At 41.1% G+C, this 23,234-nt stretch carries 21 protein-coding genes, 3 pseudogenes and 1 riboswitch; of the genes and pseudogenes, 11 read left to right on the top strand and 13 right to left on the bottom strand.

Annotated features, from left to right (window positions below; genetic code table 11):
• Window positions 1-36: 36 nt before the first annotated feature.
• Window positions 37-2,742 (bottom strand): aconitate hydratase AcnA, encoded by a 2,706-nt coding sequence (gene acnA, locus ACZ5AE_RS13390; RefSeq protein ID WP_464573045.1) that lies wholly within the window; start codon window positions 2,740-2,742, stop codon window positions 37-39.
• Window positions 2,743-3,064: 322 nt separating this feature from the next.
• Here acnA and sspO point away from each other — a divergent pair, with 322 nt between their 5' ends.
• Complete coding sequence (sspO, locus tag ACZ5AE_RS13385; protein ID WP_464573043.1) at window positions 3,065-3,214, top strand: small acid-soluble spore protein O; 150 nt, start codon at window positions 3,065-3,067, stop codon at window positions 3,212-3,214.
• A 55-nt stretch (window positions 3,215-3,269) separates the two neighbouring features.
• Here the strand turns inward: sspO and ACZ5AE_RS13380 are convergent, their stop codons facing one another.
• Entirely contained in the window at window positions 3,270-3,539 is a 270-nt protein-coding gene (locus ACZ5AE_RS13380; protein WP_464573041.1) for a hypothetical protein, read from the bottom strand.
• 113 nt (window positions 3,540-3,652) lie between these two features.
• On the opposite strand from ACZ5AE_RS13380, the gene ACZ5AE_RS13375 reads away from it, so the two are divergent.
• On the top strand, window positions 3,653-3,793 hold the full coding sequence (locus tag ACZ5AE_RS13375) for a small acid-soluble spore protein P (protein ID WP_213115690.1): 141 nt from the start codon (window positions 3,653-3,655) through the stop codon (window positions 3,791-3,793).
• 67 nt (window positions 3,794-3,860) lie between these two features.
• Here the strand turns inward: ACZ5AE_RS13375 and selA are convergent, their stop codons facing one another.
• Window positions 3,861-5,267 carry an L-seryl-tRNA(Sec) selenium transferase gene (selA, locus tag ACZ5AE_RS13370; protein ID WP_464573039.1) on the bottom strand — a complete coding sequence of 469 codons (1,407 nt, stop codon included), beginning with the start codon at window positions 5,265-5,267 and terminating at the stop codon, window positions 3,861-3,863.
• A 102-nt stretch (window positions 5,268-5,369) separates the two neighbouring features.
• Here selA and ACZ5AE_RS13365 point away from each other — a divergent pair, with 102 nt between their 5' ends.
• Window positions 5,370-5,774: an Hsp20/alpha crystallin family protein gene (locus tag ACZ5AE_RS13365; protein ID WP_464573037.1), complete on the top strand. Its 405-nt coding sequence runs from the start codon at window positions 5,370-5,372 to the stop codon at window positions 5,772-5,774.
• 74 nt (window positions 5,775-5,848) lie between these two features.
• Here the strand turns inward: ACZ5AE_RS13365 and ACZ5AE_RS13360 are convergent.
• Window positions 5,849-6,034, bottom strand: a pseudogene (locus ACZ5AE_RS13360) (Rdx family protein); the annotation flags it as partial.
• A gap of 182 nt (window positions 6,035-6,216) precedes the next feature.
• Here ACZ5AE_RS13360 and selD point away from each other — a divergent pair.
• Window positions 6,217-7,269 carry a selenide, water dikinase SelD gene (selD, locus tag ACZ5AE_RS13355; RefSeq protein ID WP_464573035.1) on the top strand — a complete coding sequence of 351 codons (1,053 nt, stop codon included), beginning with the start codon at window positions 6,217-6,219 and terminating at the stop codon, window positions 7,267-7,269.
• Window positions 7,270-7,302: 33 nt separating this feature from the next.
• On the opposite strand, the gene ACZ5AE_RS13350 is transcribed toward selD, so the two are convergent.
• From ACZ5AE_RS13350 to ACZ5AE_RS13335, 4 genes are all read right to left on the bottom strand, one after another.
• Window positions 7,303-8,265, bottom strand: a complete 963-nt coding sequence (locus tag ACZ5AE_RS13350; RefSeq protein WP_464573033.1) for an L-threonine 3-dehydrogenase — start codon at window positions 8,263-8,265, stop codon at window positions 7,303-7,305.
• A 27-nt stretch (window positions 8,266-8,292) separates the two neighbouring features.
• A complete protein-coding gene (locus ACZ5AE_RS13345; protein ID WP_464573031.1) occupies window positions 8,293-9,483 on the bottom strand; it encodes a glycine C-acetyltransferase in 1,191 nt (396 codons plus the stop codon).
• Window positions 9,484-9,729: 246 nt separating this feature from the next.
• Window positions 9,730-11,277, bottom strand: a complete 1,548-nt coding sequence (locus tag ACZ5AE_RS13340) for an acyl-CoA carboxylase subunit beta (protein ID WP_464573029.1) — start codon at window positions 11,275-11,277, stop codon at window positions 9,730-9,732.
• A gap of 11 nt (window positions 11,278-11,288) precedes the next feature.
• Window positions 11,289-12,944: an AMP-binding protein gene (locus ACZ5AE_RS13335; RefSeq protein WP_464573027.1), complete on the bottom strand. Its 1,656-nt coding sequence runs from the start codon at window positions 12,942-12,944 to the stop codon at window positions 11,289-11,291.
• A gap of 279 nt (window positions 12,945-13,223) precedes the next feature.
• A riboswitch (purine riboswitch) is annotated at window positions 13,224-13,325 on the top strand.
• A 127-nt stretch (window positions 13,326-13,452) separates the two neighbouring features.
• Between ACZ5AE_RS13335 and ACZ5AE_RS13330 the strand changes: the two genes are divergently transcribed.
• On the top strand, window positions 13,453-14,046 hold the full coding sequence (locus ACZ5AE_RS13330; RefSeq protein ID WP_464573025.1) for a xanthine phosphoribosyltransferase: 594 nt from the start codon (window positions 13,453-13,455) through the stop codon (window positions 14,044-14,046).
• Window positions 14,046-15,356, top strand: coding sequence for a nucleobase:cation symporter-2 family protein (locus tag ACZ5AE_RS13325; protein ID WP_464573023.1), 1,311 nt, complete (start codon window positions 14,046-14,048; stop codon window positions 15,354-15,356). Before ACZ5AE_RS13330 ends, ACZ5AE_RS13325 begins: the two co-directional genes overlap by 1 nt.
• A 21-nt stretch (window positions 15,357-15,377) precedes the next feature.
• Here ACZ5AE_RS13325 and ACZ5AE_RS13320 read toward each other — a convergent pair whose 3' ends face one another.
• Together ACZ5AE_RS13320 and ACZ5AE_RS13315 are read right to left on the bottom strand one after the other, a co-directional pair.
• The gene (locus ACZ5AE_RS13320; protein ID WP_464573021.1) at window positions 15,378-15,665 is read right to left on the bottom strand and encodes a hypothetical protein; all 288 of its coding nucleotides are present in this window, start codon (window positions 15,663-15,665) and stop codon (window positions 15,378-15,380) included.
• Between the two features lie 129 nt (window positions 15,666-15,794).
• On the bottom strand, window positions 15,795-16,319 hold the full coding sequence (locus ACZ5AE_RS13315; protein WP_464573019.1) for a hypothetical protein: 525 nt from the start codon (window positions 16,317-16,319) through the stop codon (window positions 15,795-15,797).
• A 264-nt stretch (window positions 16,320-16,583) separates the two neighbouring features.
• On the opposite strand from ACZ5AE_RS13315, the gene ACZ5AE_RS13310 reads away from it, so the two are divergent.
• The 3 genes from ACZ5AE_RS13310 to ACZ5AE_RS13300 are packed head-to-tail and all read left to right on the top strand — an operon-like array spanning window position 16,584 to window position 19,896.
• Window positions 16,584-17,486: a putative selenate ABC transporter substrate-binding protein gene (locus ACZ5AE_RS13310; RefSeq protein WP_464573017.1), complete on the top strand. Its 903-nt coding sequence runs from the start codon at window positions 16,584-16,586 to the stop codon at window positions 17,484-17,486.
• Between the two features lie 15 nt (window positions 17,487-17,501).
• Window positions 17,502-18,263, top strand: a complete 762-nt coding sequence (locus tag ACZ5AE_RS13305; RefSeq protein WP_464573015.1) for a phosphonate ABC transporter ATP-binding protein — start codon at window positions 17,502-17,504, stop codon at window positions 18,261-18,263.
• Window positions 18,256-19,896, top strand: coding sequence for a PhnE/PtxC family ABC transporter permease (locus ACZ5AE_RS13300; RefSeq protein WP_464573013.1), 1,641 nt, complete (start codon window positions 18,256-18,258; stop codon window positions 19,894-19,896). Before ACZ5AE_RS13305 ends, ACZ5AE_RS13300 begins: the two co-directional genes overlap by 8 nt.
• Before the next feature lie 146 nt (window positions 19,897-20,042).
• Here the strand turns inward: ACZ5AE_RS13300 and ACZ5AE_RS13295 are convergent, their stop codons facing one another.
• Window positions 20,043-20,549 carry a hypothetical protein gene (locus tag ACZ5AE_RS13295; RefSeq protein ID WP_464573011.1) on the bottom strand — a complete coding sequence of 169 codons (507 nt, stop codon included), beginning with the start codon at window positions 20,547-20,549 and terminating at the stop codon, window positions 20,043-20,045.
• A 495-nt stretch (window positions 20,550-21,044) separates the two neighbouring features.
• On the opposite strand from ACZ5AE_RS13295, the gene ACZ5AE_RS13290 reads away from it, so the two are divergent.
• Together ACZ5AE_RS13290 and ACZ5AE_RS13285 are read left to right on the top strand one after the other, a co-directional pair.
• Window positions 21,045-22,202, top strand: coding sequence for an MFS transporter (locus tag ACZ5AE_RS13290; protein ID WP_464573009.1), 1,158 nt, complete (start codon window positions 21,045-21,047; stop codon window positions 22,200-22,202).
• Between the two features lie 75 nt (window positions 22,203-22,277).
• Entirely contained in the window at window positions 22,278-22,598 is a 321-nt protein-coding gene (locus ACZ5AE_RS13285; protein WP_464573007.1) for a hypothetical protein, read from the top strand.
• A gap of 178 nt (window positions 22,599-22,776) precedes the next feature.
• Here ACZ5AE_RS13285 and ACZ5AE_RS13280 read toward each other — a convergent pair.
• Together ACZ5AE_RS13280 and ACZ5AE_RS13275 are read right to left on the bottom strand one after the other, a co-directional pair.
• Window positions 22,777-23,124: pseudogene (locus ACZ5AE_RS13280) on the bottom strand (transposase); the annotation flags it as partial.
• Window positions 23,124-23,207: pseudogene (locus ACZ5AE_RS13275) on the bottom strand (transposase); the annotation flags it as partial. The pseudogenes ACZ5AE_RS13280 and ACZ5AE_RS13275, both read right to left, overlap by 1 nt.
• Window positions 23,208-23,234 lie beyond the last annotated feature (27 nt).

Below are 23,234 nucleotides of genomic sequence, written 5' to 3'. Positions count from 1 at the left end.
CCATGCGCAATCACGCATGGTGTTCATCATCAAGGATTAACCTTGTAATCTTTCACGAAGTACCATTTGCAGGATACCGCCGTGACGGTAGTAGTCGATTTCAACTTCTGAGTCAAAGCGTACGACAACTTCAAATTCTTTCTTGCCGCCGTTTTCATCAGTAGCAGTAACTTTTACTAGGTCACGTGGTTTTACATTCTCGTCCACTTGAACTTCAAATGTTTCCTTACCAGTTAAACCAAGCGATTCAGCGTTGTCGCCCTCTTTGAATTGAAGAGGAAGAACACCCATCAATACAAGGTTTGAACGGTGGATACGCTCAAAGCTTTCAGCAAGAACAGTTTTGATGCCTAATAGGTTTGTACCTTTAGCTGCCCAGTCACGGGAAGATCCCATACCGTAGTCTTTACCGGCAAGAACCATTAAACCAGTTCCTTCTTCTTTGTACTTCATGCAAGCATCATAGATAGACATAACTTCGCCTGTTGGCCAGTAAGTAGTGAAGCCGCCTTCTGTACCAGGTGCGATTTGGTTACGGATACGGATGTTTGCAAATGTACCTCTCATCATGACTTCGTGGTTACCGCGACGGGAGCCGTAAGAGTTGAAGTCACGAGGCTGAACGCCTTTTTCTAATAAATATTTACCAGCTGGAGTGTTTTTGCCGATTGCTCCTGCAGGTGAAATATGGTCAGTTGTAACAGAGTCGCCGAACTTACCAACGATGCGAAGACCAGTTAATGGCTCAACTTCTCCTGGATCTTTAGATAAACCTTCAAAGAATGGAGGATTTGCAATATAAGTTGAATCTTCATCCCAAGTATATAAAGGCTCGTTGCTAGTTTTGATTTCATTCCAGCGCTCGTTATCACCAAACACGTTCTCGTATTCTCTACGGAACAGTTCAGGTGTAACAGTTTGTTTTACTACTTCATTTACTTCAGCAGTAGTTGGCCAGATATCCTTGAAGAAGACGTCATTACCGTTTTTGTCTTTGCCGATAGGGTCTTTTTCAAAGTCAATGTTGACAGTACCAGCTAATGCATAAGTAACTACTAACGGTGGTGATGCTAGGTAGTTAGCTTTAACAAGCGGATGGATACGTCCTTCAAAGTTACGGTTACCTGAAAGGACAGAAGTAACTAATAGGTCGTTTTCCGCGATTGTTTTTTCAATTTCCTCTTTTAATGGACCGGAGTTACCGATACATGTTGTACAGCCGTAACCAACAAGGTTGAAGCCAATTTGCTCAAGGTATGGAAGCAAGCCGGAATCACGCAGGTAACCTGTAACAACTTTAGACCCTGGTGCCAAAGAGGTTTTAACAAACTTCGGAACTTCCATGCCAAGTTCAACAGCTTTCTTAGCAACTAAACCTGCACCCACTAGAACATATGGGTTGGAAGTATTTGTACAGCTAGTGATGGAAGCAATTGCTACCGCACCTGTTTTAATTTCAGCTTCGTCACCATTGTTGAACTTAATAGTTGCAGACTTTTCAAGCTCATCAGAACCTAAACCGAAGCCTTGGTTTCCTTGAGGAGCAGAAACTGCCTTCACGAATTCGTCCTTCATTTTTGAAAGTGGAATCAAATCCTGCGGACGCTTAGGACCGGAAAGGTTTGCTTCGATTTCAGCAAGGTTGATTTCGATTACATCTGTGTATACTGGCTCTTCAGCAGCATTGAAGAATAAGCCATTTGCTTTGCAGTATTCTTCGACCACTTTGATCGCTTCTTCATCGCGGCCTGTTAAGCGCATATATCCAAGGGATTCGTCATCAATTGGGAAGAATCCGCAAGTTGCGCCGTATTCTGGAGCCATGTTTGCGATTGTTGCACGGTCAGCAAGCGGCAGTGTTGAAACACCAGAACCGAAGTATTCTACGAATTTCCCTACTACACCATGCTTACGAAGAACTTGAGTAACTTTTAAAGCAAGGTCAGTTGCAGTTGCACCGTTTGGAAGTTCGCCGGTTAATTTAACCCCAACAACCTCTGGTACTGGGAAGTAAGAAGGCTGGCCAAGCATGCCTGCTTCTGCTTCGATACCGCCAACGCCCCAACCAAGAACGCCGAGACCATTGATCATTGTTGTATGAGAGTCAGTACCTACTAGTGTATCTGGATAAGCTTCAAGTTCGCCGTCAACTTCAGCAACATGAACAACATCAGCCAAGTACTCAAGGTTAACTTGGTGAACGATACCAGTTGCAGGAGGAACTGCGCGGTAGTTATTGAATGCTTTTTGCGCCCAGCTTAAGAATTGATAACGCTCAGCATTACGTTCAAATTCTAAATCCATGTTAACTTTTAATGCATTTTCGTTACCATATGCATCAACCTGTACAGAGTGGTCGATAACAAGGTCAACAGTTTTTTCAGGATTGATTTTGTCTGGATCGCCGCCAAGGTCTGCCATTGCTTTTCTTAAGGAAGCAAGGTCAACGACTGCAGGAACACCAGTGAAGTCCTGAAGGATTACACGGGAAGGCTTGAAAGGTACATCCACCTCTTTAAGCTCATTTGTTCCCCATTTTGCAAGATTTTCAACATGCTCTTTTGTAATAACACGTCCATCATATTGGCGGAGCACGGATTCAAGTAATACTTTTACGGAATAAGGCAATTTGGACACGTTGCCAATGCCTGCTTCTTCCAATGCGTTTAGACGGTAATAGTGATAAGTCTTGCCGTTTACGTCAAAGGAAGAACGTGCGTTAAACACATCATTTTTCGCCATGGTAGTAACCCCCTTATACGTCATAAAAATACAAAAATCGAAAAGTTGAAAAATCCCCATCCGGCTTTTACTTTTCTCACAAAAATAATCTTAATACAACCGATTACATAAGTAAATAACAAGAAAGTTATTGTGATTGATAAGTTTTTCTTATAGTTTTTTATGTAATTTATTCGGAATATTTCAAAAAAACTATCATTACCTATGTAAAATTATCTTTTGCCATCCGAAGGATTCCCTCTTACATTATGGCAAAAAAACTTTTATTTGTCATTAATTTCGTCCAAATGGAAATAGTAATTTTATCAGGAGGTGAAGGTTAATGGCAAAAAGAAAGGCGAAGCATGTCATTCCAGGTATGAATGCATCAGATGCACAAGGTATGGGTGCAGGCTATAATGAAGAGATGGCCAATGAACCCCTTACAGAAATGGAAAGACGGAACAATAAAAAACGTAAAAAGAATCAGTAATGATATGCATAGTAATATGACTCAAAAAAGCGGGACGGGATTCCCGCTTTTTATTTTAATTGAAGTCATTAACTTCAGTAACAATTTGTTTGAGGTCCTGCTGGAATCTCTCAAGCTGGGCCTTTTGTGTTTCAGAAGCCACTTCGAGCGCGTTCTCAATTTGCTGATAAGCCTCATTTACTTCGTTTTTTAAATGCTTTAATTGATGTCCATAGTTAGCACTGTCGCTGACAATCGTTTCGAATAGTCCCTGTGCATTCTCGAACCCCTGCTGAGCAGCTTGAAAAGCTTCCTGTTTATTCTTGTTATAAGGATTTCTTTGCATCTTTAGGATTCCTCCTTAAATTGTTTACCCATTAAACTGTACAGAACGAAAAAAAATATTCAGCACATAAAAAGAAGGATTGACCGCATCCTAACTGATGAGGAGGGATAATAATGACTAATAAAAATGACGGGACAGATATGCGCAGAAATGCCCCAAAACAATCCGGCCAGCCGGAGCCTTTAAGCGGGTCGAAAAAAGTGAAAAATCGCAACCATACACGTCAAAAACATAATTCAAGCCATGATATGTAATATAACGATTAGCTAAATCGAAAAAAGCATCGATTCAGAATCCACTGAAACGATGCTTTCGTTTTTCTCAAATATGTTTTAATGTATCTAGCAGCTGCTTCTCTTCCTCCTCAGTAACAGTCCGTAGATCAATTAAAAATTCATCCTTTTGAATTCTGCCAATTATAGCAGGCTTCGATTCCGTTCTCAACTTTTTAGCAAGCTGCTCGGCCGTTAAGGATTCATGCCTTAGGGCTATAACTCTTGCAGGCAATTCCACATCTGGCATAGTGCCTCCTCCGACCTGACTTATGGCTTGAAAAATATTTGCCTGAAAAGCAGTTGTCCTTTGTAACAAATTTGTAACAAAGTTTGCTGCCCTTTCGTCTAATTCATTGACAGAAATTAATAAATCACGGATGACCGGAATATTTTTCATTGTCTTTTCACCACGGGCATAATCTAGTAATGTACCCTCAAGTGCCGCAAGTGTCATTTTATCTACCCGCACCACCCGCGCAAGCTGGTGTTTTTTCAATCTTTCAATAATGGCCTTTTTCCCAGCAATAATTCCTGCCTGCGGGCCTCCTAACAGCTTGTCACCACTAAATGTAACAACATCCGCACCCATTCCAATTACTTCTTTGACTACCGGCTCATCCCCAATTCCATGGTTTCTTAGGTCAAACAACGCACCGCTTCCTAAATCCTCATAGAAAAGGACATCGTCCTGGGTTTTTGTAAGCTGAATTAATTCCTCTGACTCAACCGACTTAGTAAAACCTATTACCTTAAAATTGCTGGTGTGGACTTTCATGATAATAGCCGTGTTGGGTGTAACTGCATTTTCATAATCATAAAGGTGAGTTTTATTAGTTGTCCCAACTTCGATTAATTTCGCACCGCTCTCTTCCATAATAGAAGAAATTCGGAAGGATCCGCCAATTTCTACTAGCTGTCCTCTTGAAACAATGACCTCTTTATGTTTGGCCAGAGCTCTTAAGACGATGTAAACCGCAGCGGCATTATTATTCACGACCATCGCCGCTTCGGCCCCAGTAATCTCTTTAATCAAGGCTTCAACATGACTGTGGCGGGACCCCCGTTCCCCCTCAGCAAGCTTATATTCTAAATTGGAATAGTTTTGCGCTACTTCCACTACATGTTGAATTGCTGCATTGCTTAACCTGGCCCTGCCAAGATTGGTATGTAAAATCGTGCCTGTTGCATTAATAACTTTTTCTAATGTATAAGAAAGCTGTTTGTTAATTTTATCATGCAGCTGTTGAAAAATTTCATCTATAAACTGTTCCGTTCCAGGCAATGGACTTTGCCACTTTTGGCGGATAATTGCTTGTCTTGTCTCATCCAGAATATCTTTTAAATGACTAGTCAGGGCTGCTGCATCAAGCTGATTTTGTTCAATCAGCTTTTTAAACAGTGGGTGATGTTGAAGCTCATGTACAGGTGGAATGCGTCGCAAGGTTTCTTTCATTGCAATAAAATCTCCTTAAAATCCTTCTTTTGTCCTATTATAACATTTTTAACATTTTTCGGCTCCTTGAATAAAATGAAACGTGTAAGGAGGAATACTATTTTGAAAAAGAAAAACCTGCCTCGAAATTCTGTTGTAGATTTTGAGAAGATGGAAAAATGGTTAACAAATTATTTTTTGGACCCATTTACAACCCATTGCGATTTATCTCAATTTAGAATTGATATCTACGAAACCGAAACGGATTGGATTGTGGAGGCTTCATTAGATGAATATGTCAGTTCGGAGATTAAAGTAAAAACTGATAATACACAGCTTATCATTACAGCACAAAAACATTCTTACGCTTTCCCATCACGACACAAAAAAAAGACCCGCACAATTGACTTTCCTTTCTTTATTATCAATCATTGCATAACCGCTTCCTTTCAAAATAATGTTTTAGAGATCTTTATATCAAAATTAAATAATGGTTCAGGAAAAAATCGGTATATTACGTTGCCTTGATTTATTTTTTTATATTACAGTTTACATAATAAAATTACCGGAAATAAAAACCCTCACGTTTGTGAGGGTTTTTATTATTTTGACTCCATGATTTTAATGATGTCCTCTGTATCTGGGAATAATCCTATTTCATCCTTTGAGTAGATTTTTTCCCCGTTCACGGTAACTTCGAAGATGCCCCCCGAGGCTGGAATCAATTCCACTTTTGAAATATCACGCCGGAAATGCGTGATTAGTTCCTCCGCGAAACTCGCGGCTTTTGGTGCATAGTTTCACTGCATGCAAAATTCTACAATTACGTGAAAGTTTTTCATTGATGACCTCCTGCTTTCAATTATGTATATGGTTATGGTAGAAACATTTTACCTTTTCAATTATTATTCCGCAAATGTTTTGCACTCATTAATATAATCGGTATACTATTTAATGGGAGGTGTACATAATGAGTGAGCAGGAAAAGATTCGCCTTACCTCTTTATCATCTAAAGCTGGTTGAGGCTGTAAAATTGGTCCAGAGGACCTGACGCAAGTTTTGCGTCTTTTACCAAAACAAGACCCTGTTCCCGAATTGCTTGTCGGGAATGAAACAAGCGATGATGCAGGTGTGTATCAATTAACAGATACGATTGCCCTGATTCAAACAGTAGACTACTTTACTCCAATTGTGGACGACCCATATATGTTCGGCCAAATTGCAGCCGCAAATTCATTAAGCGATGTGTACGCGATGGGTGGCGAGCCGAAGACTGTATTGAATATCGTCGGCTACCCGATTAAAAAACTCGGAGCGGATATGCTTGCAGATATTTTACGCGGTGCTGCAGATAAAGTTAAAGAAGCTGGGGCCCTCACGGTAGGCGGCCATTCCATCGATGATCAGGAACCTAAATTTGGGTTATCCGTGACAGGAATTGTTCATCCGGAAAAAGTTTGGAAAAATGTCGGCGCAAAGCCAGGAGATATCCTTATATTGACAAAACCAATTGGCGTTGGAATTTTGACAACCGGGATTAAAAGAAATGCTGTAACTCAGGAGCAAGAACAAGCCGTGACGGAAACAATGGCAATGCTGAATAAAACCGCTGCTGAAGAGCTCTTCCCATATACTCCAAGTGCTGTGACCGATGTGACCGGCTTTGGCTTGTTAGGACACGGAAGCGAAATGGCACGAGGCAGTGATGTGAGCTTTGAAATTTCATTTGACCAAGTGCCTATTCTTGAGGGAGCCATCGAATTAGCGAAAAACGGTGTCGTCCCTGGCGGCACTAAGTCTAATCATAAATGGATAGCTGATGACGTTGTGTACGAGGACATTCTTCCTGAAGAGCAGCTTGTTTTATGTGATGCCATTACCTCTGGGGGATTGCTAGTCTCAATTAGCGAAAGGGATGCAAAGCATTATATGGATAGCTTACATTCACGTGGATTGGCAGATGCCTCTATCATTGGACGAGTAATGGAGAAAAAAGAAAAATTAATTTATGTAAAAAGGTAACAGCGAAGCAATTTGGGCTTCGCTGTTTTTTGATTAGCTTGAGATTTTCAATTGAAATTTTTTGCTTAATTTATCAAGCATATCTTTGGTCATTTTGTCTAAATCATAGTCGTATTTGAAGCCCCATTCTTGCTTAGCAGCGCTGGAGTCGATAGAATTTGGCCAGCTGTCGGCAATTTTTTGACGGGCTGGGTCTACATTATAGTATATTTTAAAACCAGGGATATATTTTCTTATACTTGCCGCAATTTCCTCAGGGTCGAAGCTCATCGCGGACACGTTAAAGGAATTGCGGTGTATTAACTTAGAACCATCCGCTTCCATTAAATCCACGATGGCATTCAATGCATCTGGCATATACATCATATCCATATAGGTTCCTTTATCGATATACGATGTATACCGTCCATTTTTTACTGCTTCATAATAAATTTCCACCGCGTAATCGGTAGTCCCGCCTCCAGGGAGTGCCACATAAGAAATTAATCCAGGGAAACGCAAACCGCGTGTGTCAACACCAAATTTTTCAAAGTAATAATCAGCCAAGAGCTCGCCAGCTACTTTATTCACACCATACATGGTGGTAGGTCGCATAATCGTATCCTGTGGCGTATTGTCTTTCGGTGTGGTTGGACCAAAAGCACCGATTGAGCTTGGCGTAAAAAATTGTGCATTCATTTCGCGTGCAGTCTCTAGCGCATTTAATAGTCCGCCCATATTTAAATTCCAGGCAAAGACTGGTTTCGCTTCGGCAGTAGCGGATAACAGCGCTGCTAAATGCATGACCGTATCAACTTTATATTTCCGGGCAGTCTCCAACATAGTTTTCCCATCTGTCACATCAACAACCTCAAATGGACCGCTTAATGCCGCTTCGCTGTTGTTTTTCTTAATATCGGTGGCGATGACATTGTCAGCCCCGTAAATATCTCTCAGCTTTAAGGTTAACTCTGAACCAATTTGACCTAAAGCACCTGTTATTAATATGCGTTTCATCTATATCATCCTCTATCCGTAAAATCTTTAAATAATTCCTAAGTCCTTACCAACTTTTGCATAAATGGCGATGGCCTTATCAAGCATTTCTTTCGTATGGGCTGCTGTCGGCATATTTCGGACCCGCCCTGTCCCGCGAGGAACAGTCGGGAATACGATCGCCTTGGCATAAACCCCTTCTTCATTTAACCGTGTGCTAAAATCCTGGGTTAATTTTTCATCGCCGATAATACATGGAGTAATTGGTGTTTCACTGTTTCCAATATTAAAGCCTAAGTTCTTTAAACCTTTTTTCAAATAGTTTCCGTTTTCCCAAAGCTTTTTATTAAGCTCAGTACTTTCCATTAAAATCTCAATTGCACGTTTGCTTGCGGCCACATCAGCAGGTGTTAAGGAAGTGGAAAATAAGAACGGACGGCTGCGAACCTTCAGCCAGTCAATTAAGTTTTGCTTTCCAGCAACATAACCACCGACAACTCCGATTGCTTTTGATAAAGTACCGATTTGAAAATCGATTTTATCGGAGAGTCCAAAATGTTTGACCGTCCCTGCACCATCACCGAGAACACCTGAACCATGGGCATCGTCTACATAGGTAATCAAGTCAAATTCCTCAGCAATTTTCACGATTTCCGGCAACAGCGCGATATCCCCGTCCATCGAAAAAACACCATCAGTAATGACCATTACTTTGTTATACTGACCGGATTCCACTGCTTCTTTGGCTTTGGCGCGCAAATCATCCATATCAGAATGGTTGAAACGGATTATCTTTGCTCTTGACAATCTGCAGCCGTCAATAATAGAGGCGTGGTTAAGTTCATCAGATAATATTGCATCATTTTGATCCATGACAGCGGAAATAGCAGCCATGTTACAATTAAAACCTGATTGATATGCTATGGCTGCTTGTGTATGTTTAAACTCAGCTAATTTTTCCTCCAGCTCCAGATGAAGCTTGAGAGTTCCATTAATAGTCCGAACAGCTCCTGCTCCTACTCCGTATTTTTCAAGCGCTTGTGCAGCAGCTTTTTTCAACCGTTCATCGGTTGCTAATCCTAAATAATTATTGGAAGAAAGATTGACAAGTTCCTTGCCGTTAATCGTAATCACCGGTCCATTTGGACTTTCTAGCGGATCAATGACATTATAAAGGCCTTTTCCCTTTAAATCTTCAAGATTTTCGTTTAAAAAATGCTCAAGCTTTTTACTGGACATATCATATCCTCCTTTATCATGCGAAACGATGTTTATGTATTTTCAAAAAATACAATTGTCCTCCTGAGGTGGACATTCAAATTCCATATAAACCCTGTTATAAAAGGATTCATTTACTATACTTTATCACATTCCCACAAGAATGTTCACCCCAGGTGGACATTTTTTTAAAAATTATTTTTTATTATATTGCCCAATTGGCCCGTAAAAAAAAGAACCCTTCCACGTTGGAAAGGTTCCATAAGTTTATATACCTGTCGGCCAAGTCGCTAGCAGCCTCTCGCTTTTTTCACGCTTTGAGGTTAATAAGTATTCAAGTGACTGGCAAAGGAATTTCCGCGTTTCATTTGGCTGAATAACATCGTCAATCAAATGCTTAGCTGCCGCTTTGTATGGTGAACTATCGAATGACCAAAGTTCCAAAAGTTTTTTCCGTTCTTCGCTTGGATTTTCAGAACGGGCCAATTCGCGGCCAAACACGACATTCACCCCGACTTCTGGTCCGGTAAAGTTAATTTCCGCGCTAGGCCAAGCGACGACTAAATCACCGCCCATTCCCGGACCGCACATATTCCCGTATGCAGCACCGATACTTTTACGGATGACAACCGAGATTTTCGGTACAGTCGACAAAGCCAACGCCTGATTCCAGACCATAATTTTTGTCGGCATTTTCGCCTTCTCCGCCTCACTGCTAATGCGGAAACCCGGGGTATCGTGCAGAAAGATCAGCGGGATATGATAGGAATCACAAAGGCAAATAAACTCAGTCGCCTTTTGACACTCATGCGGGCCAGGTGCTCCGGCAAATTGGTTTGGCTGGTTGGCGATAATTCCCACTACATGCCCGTTCAAATGAGCGAACGATGTAATCAAGCCTTTGCCGAATTTCCGTTGATATTCGTAAAAGATGCCGTCATCCACAATCGTTTCAATAATTTTTTTCATATCATAGACGCGGTTGTTTTGCTGCGGCAGTATATTGAATACCTCATCCACCAAGCGGTATGGATCATCATTCGTCTTTCGCATTTGCGGGCGTTCACCGCTGTTTTGCGGCATGTAGGAAAAAAAGGTTTTCATTTGGTCAAAGCATTCTTCTTCCGTCGCCCCATCATCATCAATTTGCCCAGTAAAGCGATTATGAATATCGACTCCGCCTAAATCTTCCGGTATCATCCTTTGCCCGTTTGCGAGTTCTAGCATCCTTGGCCCTGCAATCGCCATACAGGTTCCTTGCAGCTGGGTGACGAAATCGGAAGACACAGCAGTCCAAGTAGGACCGCCAAAGCTGTCTCCCAAGATGGCTGTCATCGTCGGCACTTGGCGGTGAACTGTCAGCATCTCACGCGGGAAAAGTTTATCGCTGAAACCGTCTGAACCCATTCCATCTGGCATCCGCAAACCGCCGCCTTCGTGCAGCGCAATCAACGGAAGGCCGTTTTTAACCGCAAACTCATGGATGCTTTTGGATTTTCGCATGTGAACGGCACCTTCCGTCCCGGCAAAAACTGTCTTGTCCCCGGCCTGAATGACAGCTGATCTGCCATTCACTTTACCGACACCTATGATCAGTCCATCCCCATAGCTTTTATGTTCGGTTCCCTTAACATCGGATGTATTTAACATGCCAAGCTCCATAAAGCTGCCGGCGTCAGCAAACTTTTCAATTCTTTCGCGTGCAGTTAATAATCCACGTTCGTGCTGGGCAGCGATTTTATCATACCCACCACCTAAAAGTGCCGCTTCTTTTCTTTCCTGTAAATCCTTTGATAATTTTTGTAATAACTCCATTGTATATTCTCCTACTCTTCTTTTAATAATTTTCTCAATACCTTTCCGGATGATGTTGCTGGCAGTTGATCAATGAATTCTACATAACGTGGATATTTATACGCAGCCATGTTTTCTTTTGCCCAGGAGATTATCGCCTCAGGAGTCAAGCCTTCCTTATTCGAATCCTGCAGCACGACAAATGCTTTGACAACCTCCCCTTTTACAGGATCAGGAACGCCGATTACCGCTGATTGGCGAATAGCCGGATGCAAATTAAGAAGTGCTTCGACGTCTTCCGGAAAAATACTATAGCCTGAGCTTTTTATCATTTCTTTTACTCGTCCCATGAAATACAAATATCCATCCTCGTCAAGGCGTCCGATATCACCGGTATGAACCCAACCGTCCCTAAGTGTTTCGGCTGTTGCTTCCGGCCGGTTTAAATACCCCTTAAAGACCCCGGGATTTTTAACGACAATTTCACCCTGCTCGCCAGAAGGCACTTCCTCACCTGTTTCGATATGAAGGATACGAATTTCAGTATCGAAAGTAGGGATTCCACAGGAACCAAACTTCACCTTATCCTTTGGCATGAACGTGTCACATGTATGGGTTTCACTTAAGCCATAGGAGGCCTCGTATAACGGACAGCCCTTCGTAACCGCTTTCCATTTTTCCGAAAGCTCTTGCGTGACCTGAACTCCAAAGCTAGTGGCCAGATTGGTTGTTAAACTGGACAAGTCTCTCTTAGCAATGCCTGGAATTTGTAAAATTGCCCAATTCATTGGGGCGATGCTATACCAATAGGAAACACGGTACTTTTCTATGGCATCAACCGTTGCAAGCGGATCAAAACGAGTAAATAAAACACAAGGCCTGCCTGAATAAACGGTTGAATTTAGCCCCATCAACATTCCGGCAATATGGCATAATGGAGCACTTGCCAATAAGATTTCGTCGTCCTTCATACCACTTGAATGGACAGCGGATGCAGATTTAAAAAGGGCATTACCAAATGTGAGCATAGCTCCCTTTGGGCGTCCGGTAGTTCCGGAGGTAAAGACCATTAACCCAATATCATTCCACAAATCAACTTGCTCAGTTTGTTCGTAAGGATTTTCAGTTTGAAGGATCGTGGTGAAATCATCTGTTTCTGTGAGGTGCTGTTTTGGTACAAGCAATTCTTCTGGAAACTTCCATTCTGGCTGGTCTGGGAGAAAATCTTGATAGTTAGCTGTCACAATAAAGCTCAGGTTGCGGGACTTTTCCATTGCTTTTTTGACAAGAGGGTAAATTTCTGCACCAGTTACAATCCCTTCGATTGGTGCTTCTTCGAAATAATAGGCCAGTTCGTTTTCTTTAAACATTGGGTTCAGCGGCACAACCGTTCCACCCAGTTTTTGTATGGAGAAATGAGCGATTATATATTGCGGACAGTTTTGCAAATAAATGGCGACGCTGCTGCCTTTCTTAACCCCTTTTTTATGTAAATAGCAAGCCAAACGATTCACGTAATCCAAAAGTTGTCCCCAAGTGACTACTTGTCCATAAAAAATATAGGCTGTGTCATTTGGGCGCTCGTTCCCATGTTGCTCTAAATAAGAATAAAGCGGTTTTTCACCTTGTAAATAGGTAAAGTTGGCAGGTACATCAGCTGGCCAATATGGGCGGATTTTTTCAACCATCTTTCATTCCTCCAATTATTCTTTATATGAAAATTATGACTGGGTCCAAACATCCTAACCGTTCAGTATCTTTTAGAGATATTATTTACCTTTTCATAATTTTCTGATATATACGTACATTTTAATAGTAACTGAAATAGGTTAATTGTTCAATCCTTCTATTCTACTTACGAAGCAGGTTCATTAAAATACGAACAAAACGAAAAAAATATTAGCACAATATTCGCTTTTTGCGAAAAAAGTGATTGATTTCTCATTTTACCGTGATATAATTTGAAATGAATTCAATAAGGCTTCACTCATATAATCGCGGGAATATGGCCTGCAAGTTTCTACCGAATTGCCGTAAACAATTCGACTATGAGTGGGTAATGAGAACGGATGCTTTTCTTACTAAGCGTACTTCCATTCTATTCCTTTCGGACACCAAGCCCAAAGGCCATTACCTCACTCAATTTGATGTGGGGACGGCCTTTGGGTTTTTATTTTTAATAAATGGGGGTACATCATGAGACTATTACAGGAAAAAATCAAAAATGACGGGCAAGTTTTATCCGATCAAATCCTAAAAGTTGATTCATTTTTAAACCATCAAATTGACCCAGAATTAATGCTCGAAGTCGGAAAAGAGTTTGCCGAGCGATTTAAAAATGATGGTATTACCAAAATTGTCACCATTGAATCTTCGGGTATTGCCCCTGCAGTCATGACCGGCCTGCAGCTGAACGTTCCAGTTGTTTTCGCCAGAAAAAGAAAATCACTCACCTTAACCGAAGGATTGATCACTGCTTCTGTTCATTCCTTCACGAAGCAGGAAACTAACGAGATTTCGATTGCGCAAAAGTTTTTAAATCCACAGGACAAAGTCTTAATCATTGATGACTTCCTTGCCAACGGCCAGGCTGCCCTAGGCTTAATTAACATAGTCAACCAAAGCGGAGCCGAAGTGGCTGGTGTAGGAATAGTCATCGAAAAGTCTTTCCAAGACGGTGCTAAAATGCTAAGCGACCAAGGAGTAAGGGTTGAATCTTTAGCCCGCGTTGCTTCCCTCGCAAACGGTGAAGTTACTTTTAAATCTGATAAAGTAGAGGAGCTAGTATAATGAAAAATTCATCACTTAAAACAGCCTCCCTTGGAATTCAACATGTACTCGCTATGTATGCTGGAGCAGTTATAGTTCCGCTTATTATCGGCGGTGCTCTTAATCTTTCGAATGAACAGCTTGCCTATCTAGTTTCACTTGATATATTAACAAGCGGTATCGCTACATTATTACAGGTATGGCAGAATCGCTATTTTGGGATCGGTCTTCCGATTGTCCTCGGCTGTACATTTACGGCAGTAGGCCCAATTATTGCCATCGGAAATCAGTATGGCATGTCCTCTATTTATGGTTCGATTCTAGTTTCGGGATTAATTGTCATGTTGATTGCGAAATACTTTGGTAAACTGATTCACTTCTTCCCTCCAGTCGTAACAGGTTCTGTTGTGACAATCATTGGAACGACACTAATTCCTGTTGCAATGAATAATGTTGCCGGTGGTCAGGGCAGCCCTGATTTTGGTTCGATTTCCAACATTGTGCTGGCATTTGGTACGTTATTATTTATCATTATTCTTTATCGTTTCTTTAAAGGTTTCATACGTGCTATTTCTATATTATTAGGCTTGATAGCAGGTACAGTTGCTGCAGCGTTCATGGGAAAAGTTAATTTTTCTGCAGTTGGTGATGCATCCTGGTTTCATATGGTAACGCCTTTACATTTTGCAACTCCTTCTTTTGAACTGGCACCGATCATTACTATGACAATTGTAGCGATTGTAAGTCTTGTAGAATCAACTGGTGTTTATTTTGCCTTAGGTGATATCACAGGCCGAAAATTGACAGAAAAGGATTTAGTGAAAGGATATCGTGCAGAAGGATTAGCGAGTGTGATTGGGGCTTTCTTTAATTCCTTCCCGTACACCACCTACTCGCAAAATGTCGGCCTAGTCCAGTTTTCCGGGGTAAAAAATAAGAGTGTTATTTATACAATGGGCGGAATATTAATTTTTCTAGGGTTTGTACCGAAAATCGCGGCATTAACAACAGTAATCCCGACTGCTGTTCTTGGCGGAGCAATGGTTGCTATGTTTGGGATGGTTATTGCTTCTGGAATCAAGATGCTTAGTAAAGTAGACTTCTCTTCGCAAGAGAATCTATTGATCATTGCTTGTTCTGTTGGAGTTGGTTTAGGTGTAACTACGGTTCCGGATTTATTTGCACATCTGCCTGAGAGTGTTAAGATTCTTACGAATAGCGGGATTGTCGCTGGCAGCTTAACAGCAATCTTTCTAAACATTGTCTTCAACGTCATCAAACCCGTCAAGAAGCCGCAAGTGCAAACAGCAAATAACTTAAAAGTTTCATAAAAATGAAAGACGGGGCAAAATTTAGCCCCGTCTTTCATTTCTCACCGAATTATTACCTTTGTTCCCTTCACTTCCTACTCTCGATTGTCCCCTCTTTCCTGATCTCGATAATCCTTGATTACCCGCAATCGATTGAAGCATATTACTTGCCGCAGTTAGTGCCGAATTACCTGAACCACCACTATCAGTATTTCCTGATCCTGAGCCCGAAGCTGTATTAGTAATGGAAATAGGTGAAATATACACTGCCCCGCCAAAGTTTACGATTCCACCAGAAATCGTTCCGATACTGATGCCATCCTGGAACACGCCTATTGCCTCCCTCCTTTTGCAGATGCCGTTTTTATTAGACTATGTACAAGCAACCATGCCTGTTTATACAATTTCATTAGTAAAATAAAAAAAGAGAGAGCTTTTCCCTGCCCCTCTTATGCGATCCTATTGTTGGGAGGTCGACCTTTTCTCCAACCGGCATATCCATTTATAATACCCCAATATTATTAAAAGCAAAATGGGGTCTAAAATGGCAGCATGCCAAAGCTTCCACCAGCCGTAATGGAAGTAGCCCCAAGGTTCCGGAAATAAAGTAATCATCTCGTAACCTAAGATTGCAATCACAAATAAAATGATATAGGATGCTTTTTTAACAAGAGGTCCTTTATAAGGAAACCAATTTAAAAAAATCATATTAACAGGTGGTACCACAAACAAATGAGGAATTACGCCAGCCCAATCCACTTCTTTATTGAAAAACCAATAGGCTTGGTATTTCAATTCTACAAAAATATCGAAGGTCGTTTGAAAGGCAATTGTAAAACACCAAATGTGAACGATTTGATTGGCAGTAAAAACCCTGTTGCCTTTAAAAGCAATAAAATTAAAAATGAGGATGGCGATAATTAATCCGATCATAATTTTATCCTTTTTTTCGTTAAGTTGCCCCCATGGCCAAAACCTATTCATAACTGTTTACAATATTTATGGTCAGTGAAAAATTTACAAAAATCTAGTAGAATGTAGAAGAATGGTCAAGCAAACTGTATAGAATCAAATTTAGTGCCTCTGTCAAACCGACAGGGGCTTTGTCTATTTAAATAACCGATACTAACCTATTGAATAAATCGATAAATTGAATTTATTATGTACTAACATTTCCTTATAATTAGTAAGGTTCAATATTTTATTCTATTCATTTTTAGTAATTGACAATTGAGGTGGGTTTCTTTTATGAAAAAGTGGTTTTCTGTGATGATCCTGGTGATGATGGTATTTTCATTAGCCGCCTGTGGTCAAAGCAATAATGAAAAATCTAGCGAAGGCAAGAAAGAACAAAATAAAGATCAAGTGTTTAAAATCGGGGCCATTCCGGACCAAAATGCTGCTGACTTGCAAAAAGGGATGGACTCAGTGGCTAAATTCTTAACCGAGAAAACTGGTGTAAAGGTTGAGTTCGTTCCTTCTGTTGATTATGCCGCTTTAGTAACAGGATTCCAGCGTGGTGAAATCAGTATGGCTTGGTTTGGCGGACTAACAAGTGTACAGGCTAGAAACCTTGTACCTGAGGCTAAATCCATCGTTCAGCGGCCGCGGGATGCTGAATTCCAATCAGTGTTTATAACCCAGCCGAATTCCGGGATTAGTTCCTTGAAGGATTTAAAAGGAAAATCCTTTACGTTTGGCAGTGAAAGTTCAACATCCGGCCACTTAATGCCACGTTATTTTCTATCCGAAGCTGGCATTGACCCAAACAAAGACTTTAATGGTAATCCTAATTTTTCCGGCTCACATGACACAACCTATAAGCTAATCGAATCCGGTTCCTTCCAGGCTGGTGCATTAAATATTTCCGTTTGGGAAGCAGCTGTTAAAGAAGGGAAAGTGGACACAAATAAGGTAAAGGTATTCTATACAACCCCTCCTTACTATGACTATAACTGGACTATTAATAAAGAGATCGACAAGAAGTTTGGCAAAGGCACAGAACAAAAAATTAAGGATGCCCTCCTTTCCTTCAATGGCGAGCCAAAAGAAATAACCGATTTGTTCCAAACTGACAAATTTGTCGAAACGAATAACGATAACTATAGCAAAATCGAAAAAGTAGCCAAAGAACTAAAGATTATTAAATAGTAGGTGTTTTCATCTATGACTTCAAAAATCATGATTGATGTAAAAAATTTAACAAAACATTTTGAGCGGAAGATAGCCTTATCTTCCCTTTCTTTTACCATTAAACAAGGGGAAATGGTGGCATTGGTTGGCCCGAGCGGTGCCGGAAAATCGACGCTGTTAAATTCAATTGCCCGCCTGGTACCTTTAGAAAGTGGTGAAATGCTCATTGACGAGCAGAACATCTCTTCTTATAAAAAAGGAAAAGCCTTCGCGAAAAAGGTTGGAGTTATGCGTCAACAATTTGATCTAATCGGTCCACTAGCAGTGATCCATAACGTATTGGCGGGAAAATTAGCGGAATGGGGAACCTTGAAATCATTGGTTTCTCTGCTTGTCCCACAGGAAAAAGATACGGCACTTATGGCGCTTGAACGTGTCGGTCTCGCAGATAAAGCTTATGAAATCACCACCACCCTTTCCGGTGGTGAGCAGCAGCGTGTTGCGTTGGCAAGGCTATTGGTTCAAAAACCGGAGATTATTTTGGCAGATGAACCAATTGCCTCCCTTGACCCGGCACGAGCTGATGACGTTCTGTCGATGCTGACTAAAATTGTTTCGGAGAATAACCAAACACTAGTTGCAAGCCTACATTCAGTTGAATATGCACGGAAATATTTTAATCGAATTATTTCCTTAAAAAATGGTGCGATCTTTTTTGATTTGCCGACAGAAAAGGTAACAGATGAAATGTTAGCTGAATTGTACAGTCTAAAGGAGCATTCTAGTCATGCATAAATGGAAAACCTCCTTTCGGCTCCATAAACGTTTTATTCTTTCATTGATTTTGCTGGCAGTTTTCGTATGGAGTTTGTTTGCGGTCAAATGGGATGCGGATGAGGTGTACCATGCTGGCGGGATTCCAACATTGGGGCATATTTTTAAAGCTCTCTTTCATCCGGATTTGAGCCCCGAGGTTTTATCGGTAGGTCTTGAAGCCGCCTGGATTACTTTAGCTTATGCCGTAGCAGGAATGTCTCTAGCCATTATTTATGCTTTTATTGTCGGCGTCCTCGCATCGGGTACGTTAACAACTTCACGGGCATCTAGACTGGCTAATAAAGTATTTTTCAGAGGAATATTAGGATTTACCCGTTCGATTCATGAGCTGGTGTGGGCGTGGCTGTTCGTGGCTGCCATCGGTTTCTCTCCGTTTGCTGCCATATTTGCCTTAGCAATTCCTTACGGCGGGATTCTCGGCCGAATTTTCGCCGATATGCTAAATGATGTACCCAAAGAGCCGATAAAGGCTTTATGGGCAGCAGGAGCCTCCAAACTTGAGGTCCTCTTTTACGGGTATTTGCCGTTAGTTTGGGCTGATATGATCAGCTATACAATGTACCGCTTTGAATGCTCGATTCGTTCTTCGGCAATTATGAGCTTTGTCGGTCTCGGCGGTCTTGGCTATCAAATTCAGCTTTCACTTGCCGATTTGAAATATGACCAAGTCTGGACCTATGTGTTTTATTTGATTGCCTTAGTTGTCCTTGTAGATATTTGGAGTAATTTTATCCGCAAAGGCTTAACAGATCGAAAGCGAAGCCGCGGTTTCAGTTCAGGATGGCGTGCCTCCCTTTTGGCAGCATTGCTGATTGCTGGCTCGTGGATATATATTTATATTATCGACCATGCCGATATATTTGATCTTTTCTCCGATCAAAATGCGGAATACGCTGGAAAGTTCTTCGGTGGATTAGTTGGTTTAAATGAAGATAATCCTGCGTTTTTCGATGCTGGAAGCTGGGCTTCTGCGTTAAAACTGACCTATGAGACGCTGGAAATGAGCATAATGGCGATTGGATTTTCGACCATCGCAGCCTGTTTAACGGTGATTCCAGCGGCGCGTAATATTGCGAGCGGTAACCTAACCATTTCGAAAAAATGGTACAATTGGCCGCTATACGGCCTTGTGCGTCTCGTTTATATTTTTTCCCGTTCCGTTCCGGAATTGGTTTGGGCGATGATGATTATTTTCATTTTAAAACCGGGTATTTTGCCTGGCGCACTTGCCCTTGCTTTGCACAATTTCGGAATTCTAGGAAAGCTTTGGGCAGAGGTAATTGAGGATATGGATCCACGGCCAATTCGCAACTTGGCAGCATCTGGTGCCTCTAGGATTGAGACATTGTTTTACGGGATTCTTCCCATTGTTATGCCAAGGTTTTTGACCTATGTGTTGTATCGCTGGGAAGTAATTATGAGAACCACGATTGTCGTTGGATTCGTTGGTGCAGGCGGTCTAGGAATGGATTTTAAACTAGCAATGAGCTATTTTCATTACACGCAGATTACACTGTTACTACTTTGCTATATGATTCTAGTTGTCATCGCAGACTTTGCATCGGAAAGTACGCGAAAAACAGTGAAATAGAGGGAATATTATTTACAAAAAAGGCCGCTCGATCATTGGATCGGCGGCTTTTTTGGTTAATAACAACCATATTCTATCGCTTACGCACCTAGCTAAACATCTGCTAAAAATAATCCATCATTCTGCTAATCAACAGCTAGCATTACTCAGCTTGGTTTAAGGTCTGAATTCTTCGGCTGCTGTGCCTTTCTCACTAGCTTGCCGCCATCAAAATGTCGCCCATAGGTTGTTACGATTTCTGCCGCTTCTTCATAAGTGGGGATTTGTCCATTCGCTTTCCATGTTAAAAAGTAGGATTGAACCTTTCCACTGTAAAATACCCAGCTAAAAAACTTCCTTGCAAAGTTATGCATACCACCAGTTCGGAAGGAATTCATTTCTTTGCCTGCTTTCCAGACAGTCAATGTCTGGCCGATACCACCTTCTAATTGCCCTCTCAATTCCGCATACAGCAAATTGTCGTTTTTGCTCATCGCCTTCATGATCAACTGGTTTAAAAATCCATTGATAATTAGACGCGGTATGTTGAAATGCTCTCCCCTAGTGACTGAAGCCACTGCTGTTTCAGGAATTTCAATGTTCTTGCCACCTAATATAAATGCTCCACCGTATTTATTATTAGGATCAATCAGTTTTTCCCACTTTTTTTGCATGGTCCCTCATCCCCATTTTTTAAAATAGAAACATTTGTGCACAATAATCATACCAAATTTATTAAATATTAAGAATTGAAAAAACACGACTTTTCTCCTATCAATAAGATAATTTTTCCAAACCAATCCTTTATTTGTTTAATAGATTTATATGGAAGGGGTGGAATATCTTGTTAAAGGTTATGTTTGTAGAGGATGATCCAAAAATAAGCGATATTATTTCTGAACACCAATTGAAATGTAGGTTTGAACTTAGTAAGAAAGCAAATTTGAGAACCTGGATGAACAGTTTATGGATATCAAACCCCATCTTATTTTGCAGGATATTAATAGTCATTTTTTCTAAAATGAATCCTTACGATAATTAAAGTGAACCTTACATTTTTATATGGACCACCAAGAAATGATGGTTGCATTATAATAGCATGCTGGGTGATAATGGGTATTAGGTTTCATTTAGTGGAATTTGGATTTATTTGAAGGAGTTGACATCCTTTGCAGACAAAGACTGCTTTACCAATTCTATTTGTTGTCATGTTTTTAGTGATGGTCGGGTTTGGCATCATCATCCCGGTCCTGCCGTTTTATGCAGAGGAAATGGGGGCGAATCCTACAGAACTTGGGCTGTTAATGGCGGTCTATTCCTTGATGCAACTGATCTTTGCACCAATGTGGGGACGCCTGTCTGATCGTATTGGCCGAAAACCGGTCATGATGATAGGGATTACCGGTCTTGCTTTTTCATTTTTTATCCAAGCGATTTCAACCGAGCTTTGGATGCTGTTTGCCGCAAGAATATTAGGAGGAATGCTATCATCCGCTAATATGCCAACAGCAATGGCATACGTTGCCGACATTACAACAGAAGAAAACCGCGGAAAAGGAATGGGCATTATCGGTGCTGCGGTTGGCCTTGGCTTTGTTTTTGGACCAGCAGTCGGCGGTATTTTTTCTAAAATTAGCTTGAGCATGCCTTTTTTCATTGCTAGCGGATCAGCAGCCCTCACCTTAGTGCTTGTATTTCTTTTATTAAAGGAGTCAAAACACGAAACAGGACAGACTTCTGAAGAAAAAAGATCAATCTGGAAAGCCTTTAACCGTGATGTTTCCGTCTTATTTTTCGTGCAGTTATTCATTTCCTTATCCCTTTCAGGTTTGGAAGCCACATTTGCCTACTATGCTGCTGAAAAAGCGGGTCTTGATTCAACACAGTTGGGCTATATCTTTATGATTATGGGTTTTGGCGGTGCGCTAGTACAAGGAGGACTTGTAGGCAGGTTAACAAAGAAATATGGAGAGAGTGCCGTCATTCAAGGTGGCATGATTGTTTCGGCCATTGGATTTGGACTTATATTACTCGTACATAACTTTACGACAGCAGCAATCTATTTAACCATTTTTGGGTTAGGAAATGGCGTGATCCGGCCTAGTGTATCTTCACTTCTGACGAAAACATCAACCGCAGGACATGGAAGTTCAACCGGGCTGTTGTCATCTTTCGACTCGTTGGGACGCATTATTGGGCCACCGCTTGGAGGCTGGCTGTTTTCGCTGGCGATTGGTCTACCTTATATTTCAGGCGCAATAATCACCATCCTGGCATTTATCCTGTTTCTATTATTCCGGCCGCGTGTGAAACCGGAAAACATTTAAAAGCCAAAGGCATATGTTCATCGGACGAGCATAAAATGGGTTACGAGAATTCATTATTAAAGGAGCTCGAGACCCATGAAAATAAAAACCTACTTAACTGCCTGCGGTTTGCTAATTACTATTGGTTTAGGTGCCTATCTGGATTCACCATATTCTTTTATAAACAAAAAATTGTCCTATTCTGCTGATCAGCCGGTCCATGCGGTTCAAGCCAGCGTAGAACCGCCGGAGGACATGCCGGAGATGGTAGAAAAACTGGTGAAACGTGAAAAAAAGGGTGGTTATATTCTTGAAACTTATCAGGAATATGAGGTTTATAAAGACGAGGATGGAAATATAACCGAAGAAGTACCCACCTCCAAGACAGAGACATTAAAATATTATGATTATAAATGAAATCTCGCCGATTGGCGAGCCCATTAGGATGAAGACAAAGGCGAAGTTGAATTTATGCATGAAGAGGCTGACCCAAAAGGTCGTTGAATAACGACTCTATTGGGTCAGTTTTTTATTTTCATTCTATTTTTGGCCCGTTTTCTGGGATTTTCATTCACAGATCGGGGTTATCCCCCCTTTATTCTCGGCCTACTTTTACATACCTTTTGGCAATGGAATCCCATTTTATAAGATTATGGGCAACACAAATAAGACCCCATTCCGTGATATTTTTGGAAAGGCCTCTTAATGAAAAGCGGTTGAAACCACGACTGTGCTTAATATGGCCAAAGACTGGTTCAAAATCTATTTTCCTTTGTCTATACTTATTTTCCTCTTCTTCAGTATATAAAAGTTCCCTGACTTCCTTCCTCTGTTTTTGGTTTTCCATTGAGACCTTTATACTTTTGGTTTCTTTCCCTTTAGCACAAGTGTCTTGAAAAGGACAGTTTGGGCACTCCGTAGAAAGATAGGTCCTTTTAATAGAATTTGACGGGATGAGTAAATTCGATTTACATAAGCATAGATGATAATTTTTAACATCATTTTAGGGTGATAAGGTGGTCGTCCTCCACCAGAATGAAGGGAGGATAGAAT

Source organism: Neobacillus sp. S1227 (assembly GCF_055385255.1).
This window is presented reverse-complemented; position numbering and strand designations above follow the sequence as displayed.

Bases quoted from the DNA above. Each gene is read 5' to 3' on its own strand.
- acnA (WP_464573045.1), bottom strand. From the start codon at position 2,742: ATGGCGAAAAATGATGTGTTTAACGCACGTTCTTCCTTTGACGTAAAC.
- sspO (WP_464573043.1), top strand. From the start codon at position 3,065: ATGGCAAAAAGAAAGGCGAAGCATGTCATTCCAGGTATGAATGCATCA.
- ACZ5AE_RS13380 (WP_464573041.1), bottom strand. From the start codon at position 3,539: ATGCAAAGAAATCCTTATAACAAGAATAAACAGGAAGCTTTTCAAGCT.
- ACZ5AE_RS13375 (WP_213115690.1), top strand. From the start codon at position 3,653: ATGACTAATAAAAATGACGGGACAGATATGCGCAGAAATGCCCCAAAA.
- selA (WP_464573039.1), bottom strand. From the start codon at position 5,267: ATGAAAGAAACCTTGCGACGCATTCCACCTGTACATGAGCTTCAACAT.
- ACZ5AE_RS13350 (WP_464573033.1), bottom strand. From the start codon at position 8,265: ATGAAACGCATATTAATAACAGGTGCTTTAGGTCAAATTGGTTCAGAG.
- ACZ5AE_RS13345 (WP_464573031.1), bottom strand. From the start codon at position 9,483: ATGTCCAGTAAAAAGCTTGAGCATTTTTTAAACGAAAATCTTGAAGAT.
- ACZ5AE_RS13340 (WP_464573029.1), bottom strand. From the start codon at position 11,277: ATGGAGTTATTACAAAAATTATCAAAGGATTTACAGGAAAGAAAAGAA.
- ACZ5AE_RS13335 (WP_464573027.1), bottom strand. From the start codon at position 12,944: ATGGTTGAAAAAATCCGCCCATATTGGCCAGCTGATGTACCTGCCAAC.
- ACZ5AE_RS13330 (WP_464573025.1), top strand. From the start codon at position 13,453: ATGAGACTATTACAGGAAAAAATCAAAAATGACGGGCAAGTTTTATCC.
- ACZ5AE_RS13325 (WP_464573023.1), top strand. From the start codon at position 14,046: ATGAAAAATTCATCACTTAAAACAGCCTCCCTTGGAATTCAACATGTA.
- ACZ5AE_RS13315 (WP_464573019.1), bottom strand. From the start codon at position 16,319: ATGAATAGGTTTTGGCCATGGGGGCAACTTAACGAAAAAAAGGATAAA.
- ACZ5AE_RS13310 (WP_464573017.1), top strand. From the start codon at position 16,584: ATGAAAAAGTGGTTTTCTGTGATGATCCTGGTGATGATGGTATTTTCA.
- ACZ5AE_RS13305 (WP_464573015.1), top strand. From the start codon at position 17,502: ATGACTTCAAAAATCATGATTGATGTAAAAAATTTAACAAAACATTTT.
- ACZ5AE_RS13300 (WP_464573013.1), top strand. From the start codon at position 18,256: ATGCATAAATGGAAAACCTCCTTTCGGCTCCATAAACGTTTTATTCTT.
- ACZ5AE_RS13295 (WP_464573011.1), bottom strand. From the start codon at position 20,549: ATGCAAAAAAAGTGGGAAAAACTGATTGATCCTAATAATAAATACGGT.
- ACZ5AE_RS13285 (WP_464573007.1), top strand. From the start codon at position 22,278: ATGAAAATAAAAACCTACTTAACTGCCTGCGGTTTGCTAATTACTATT.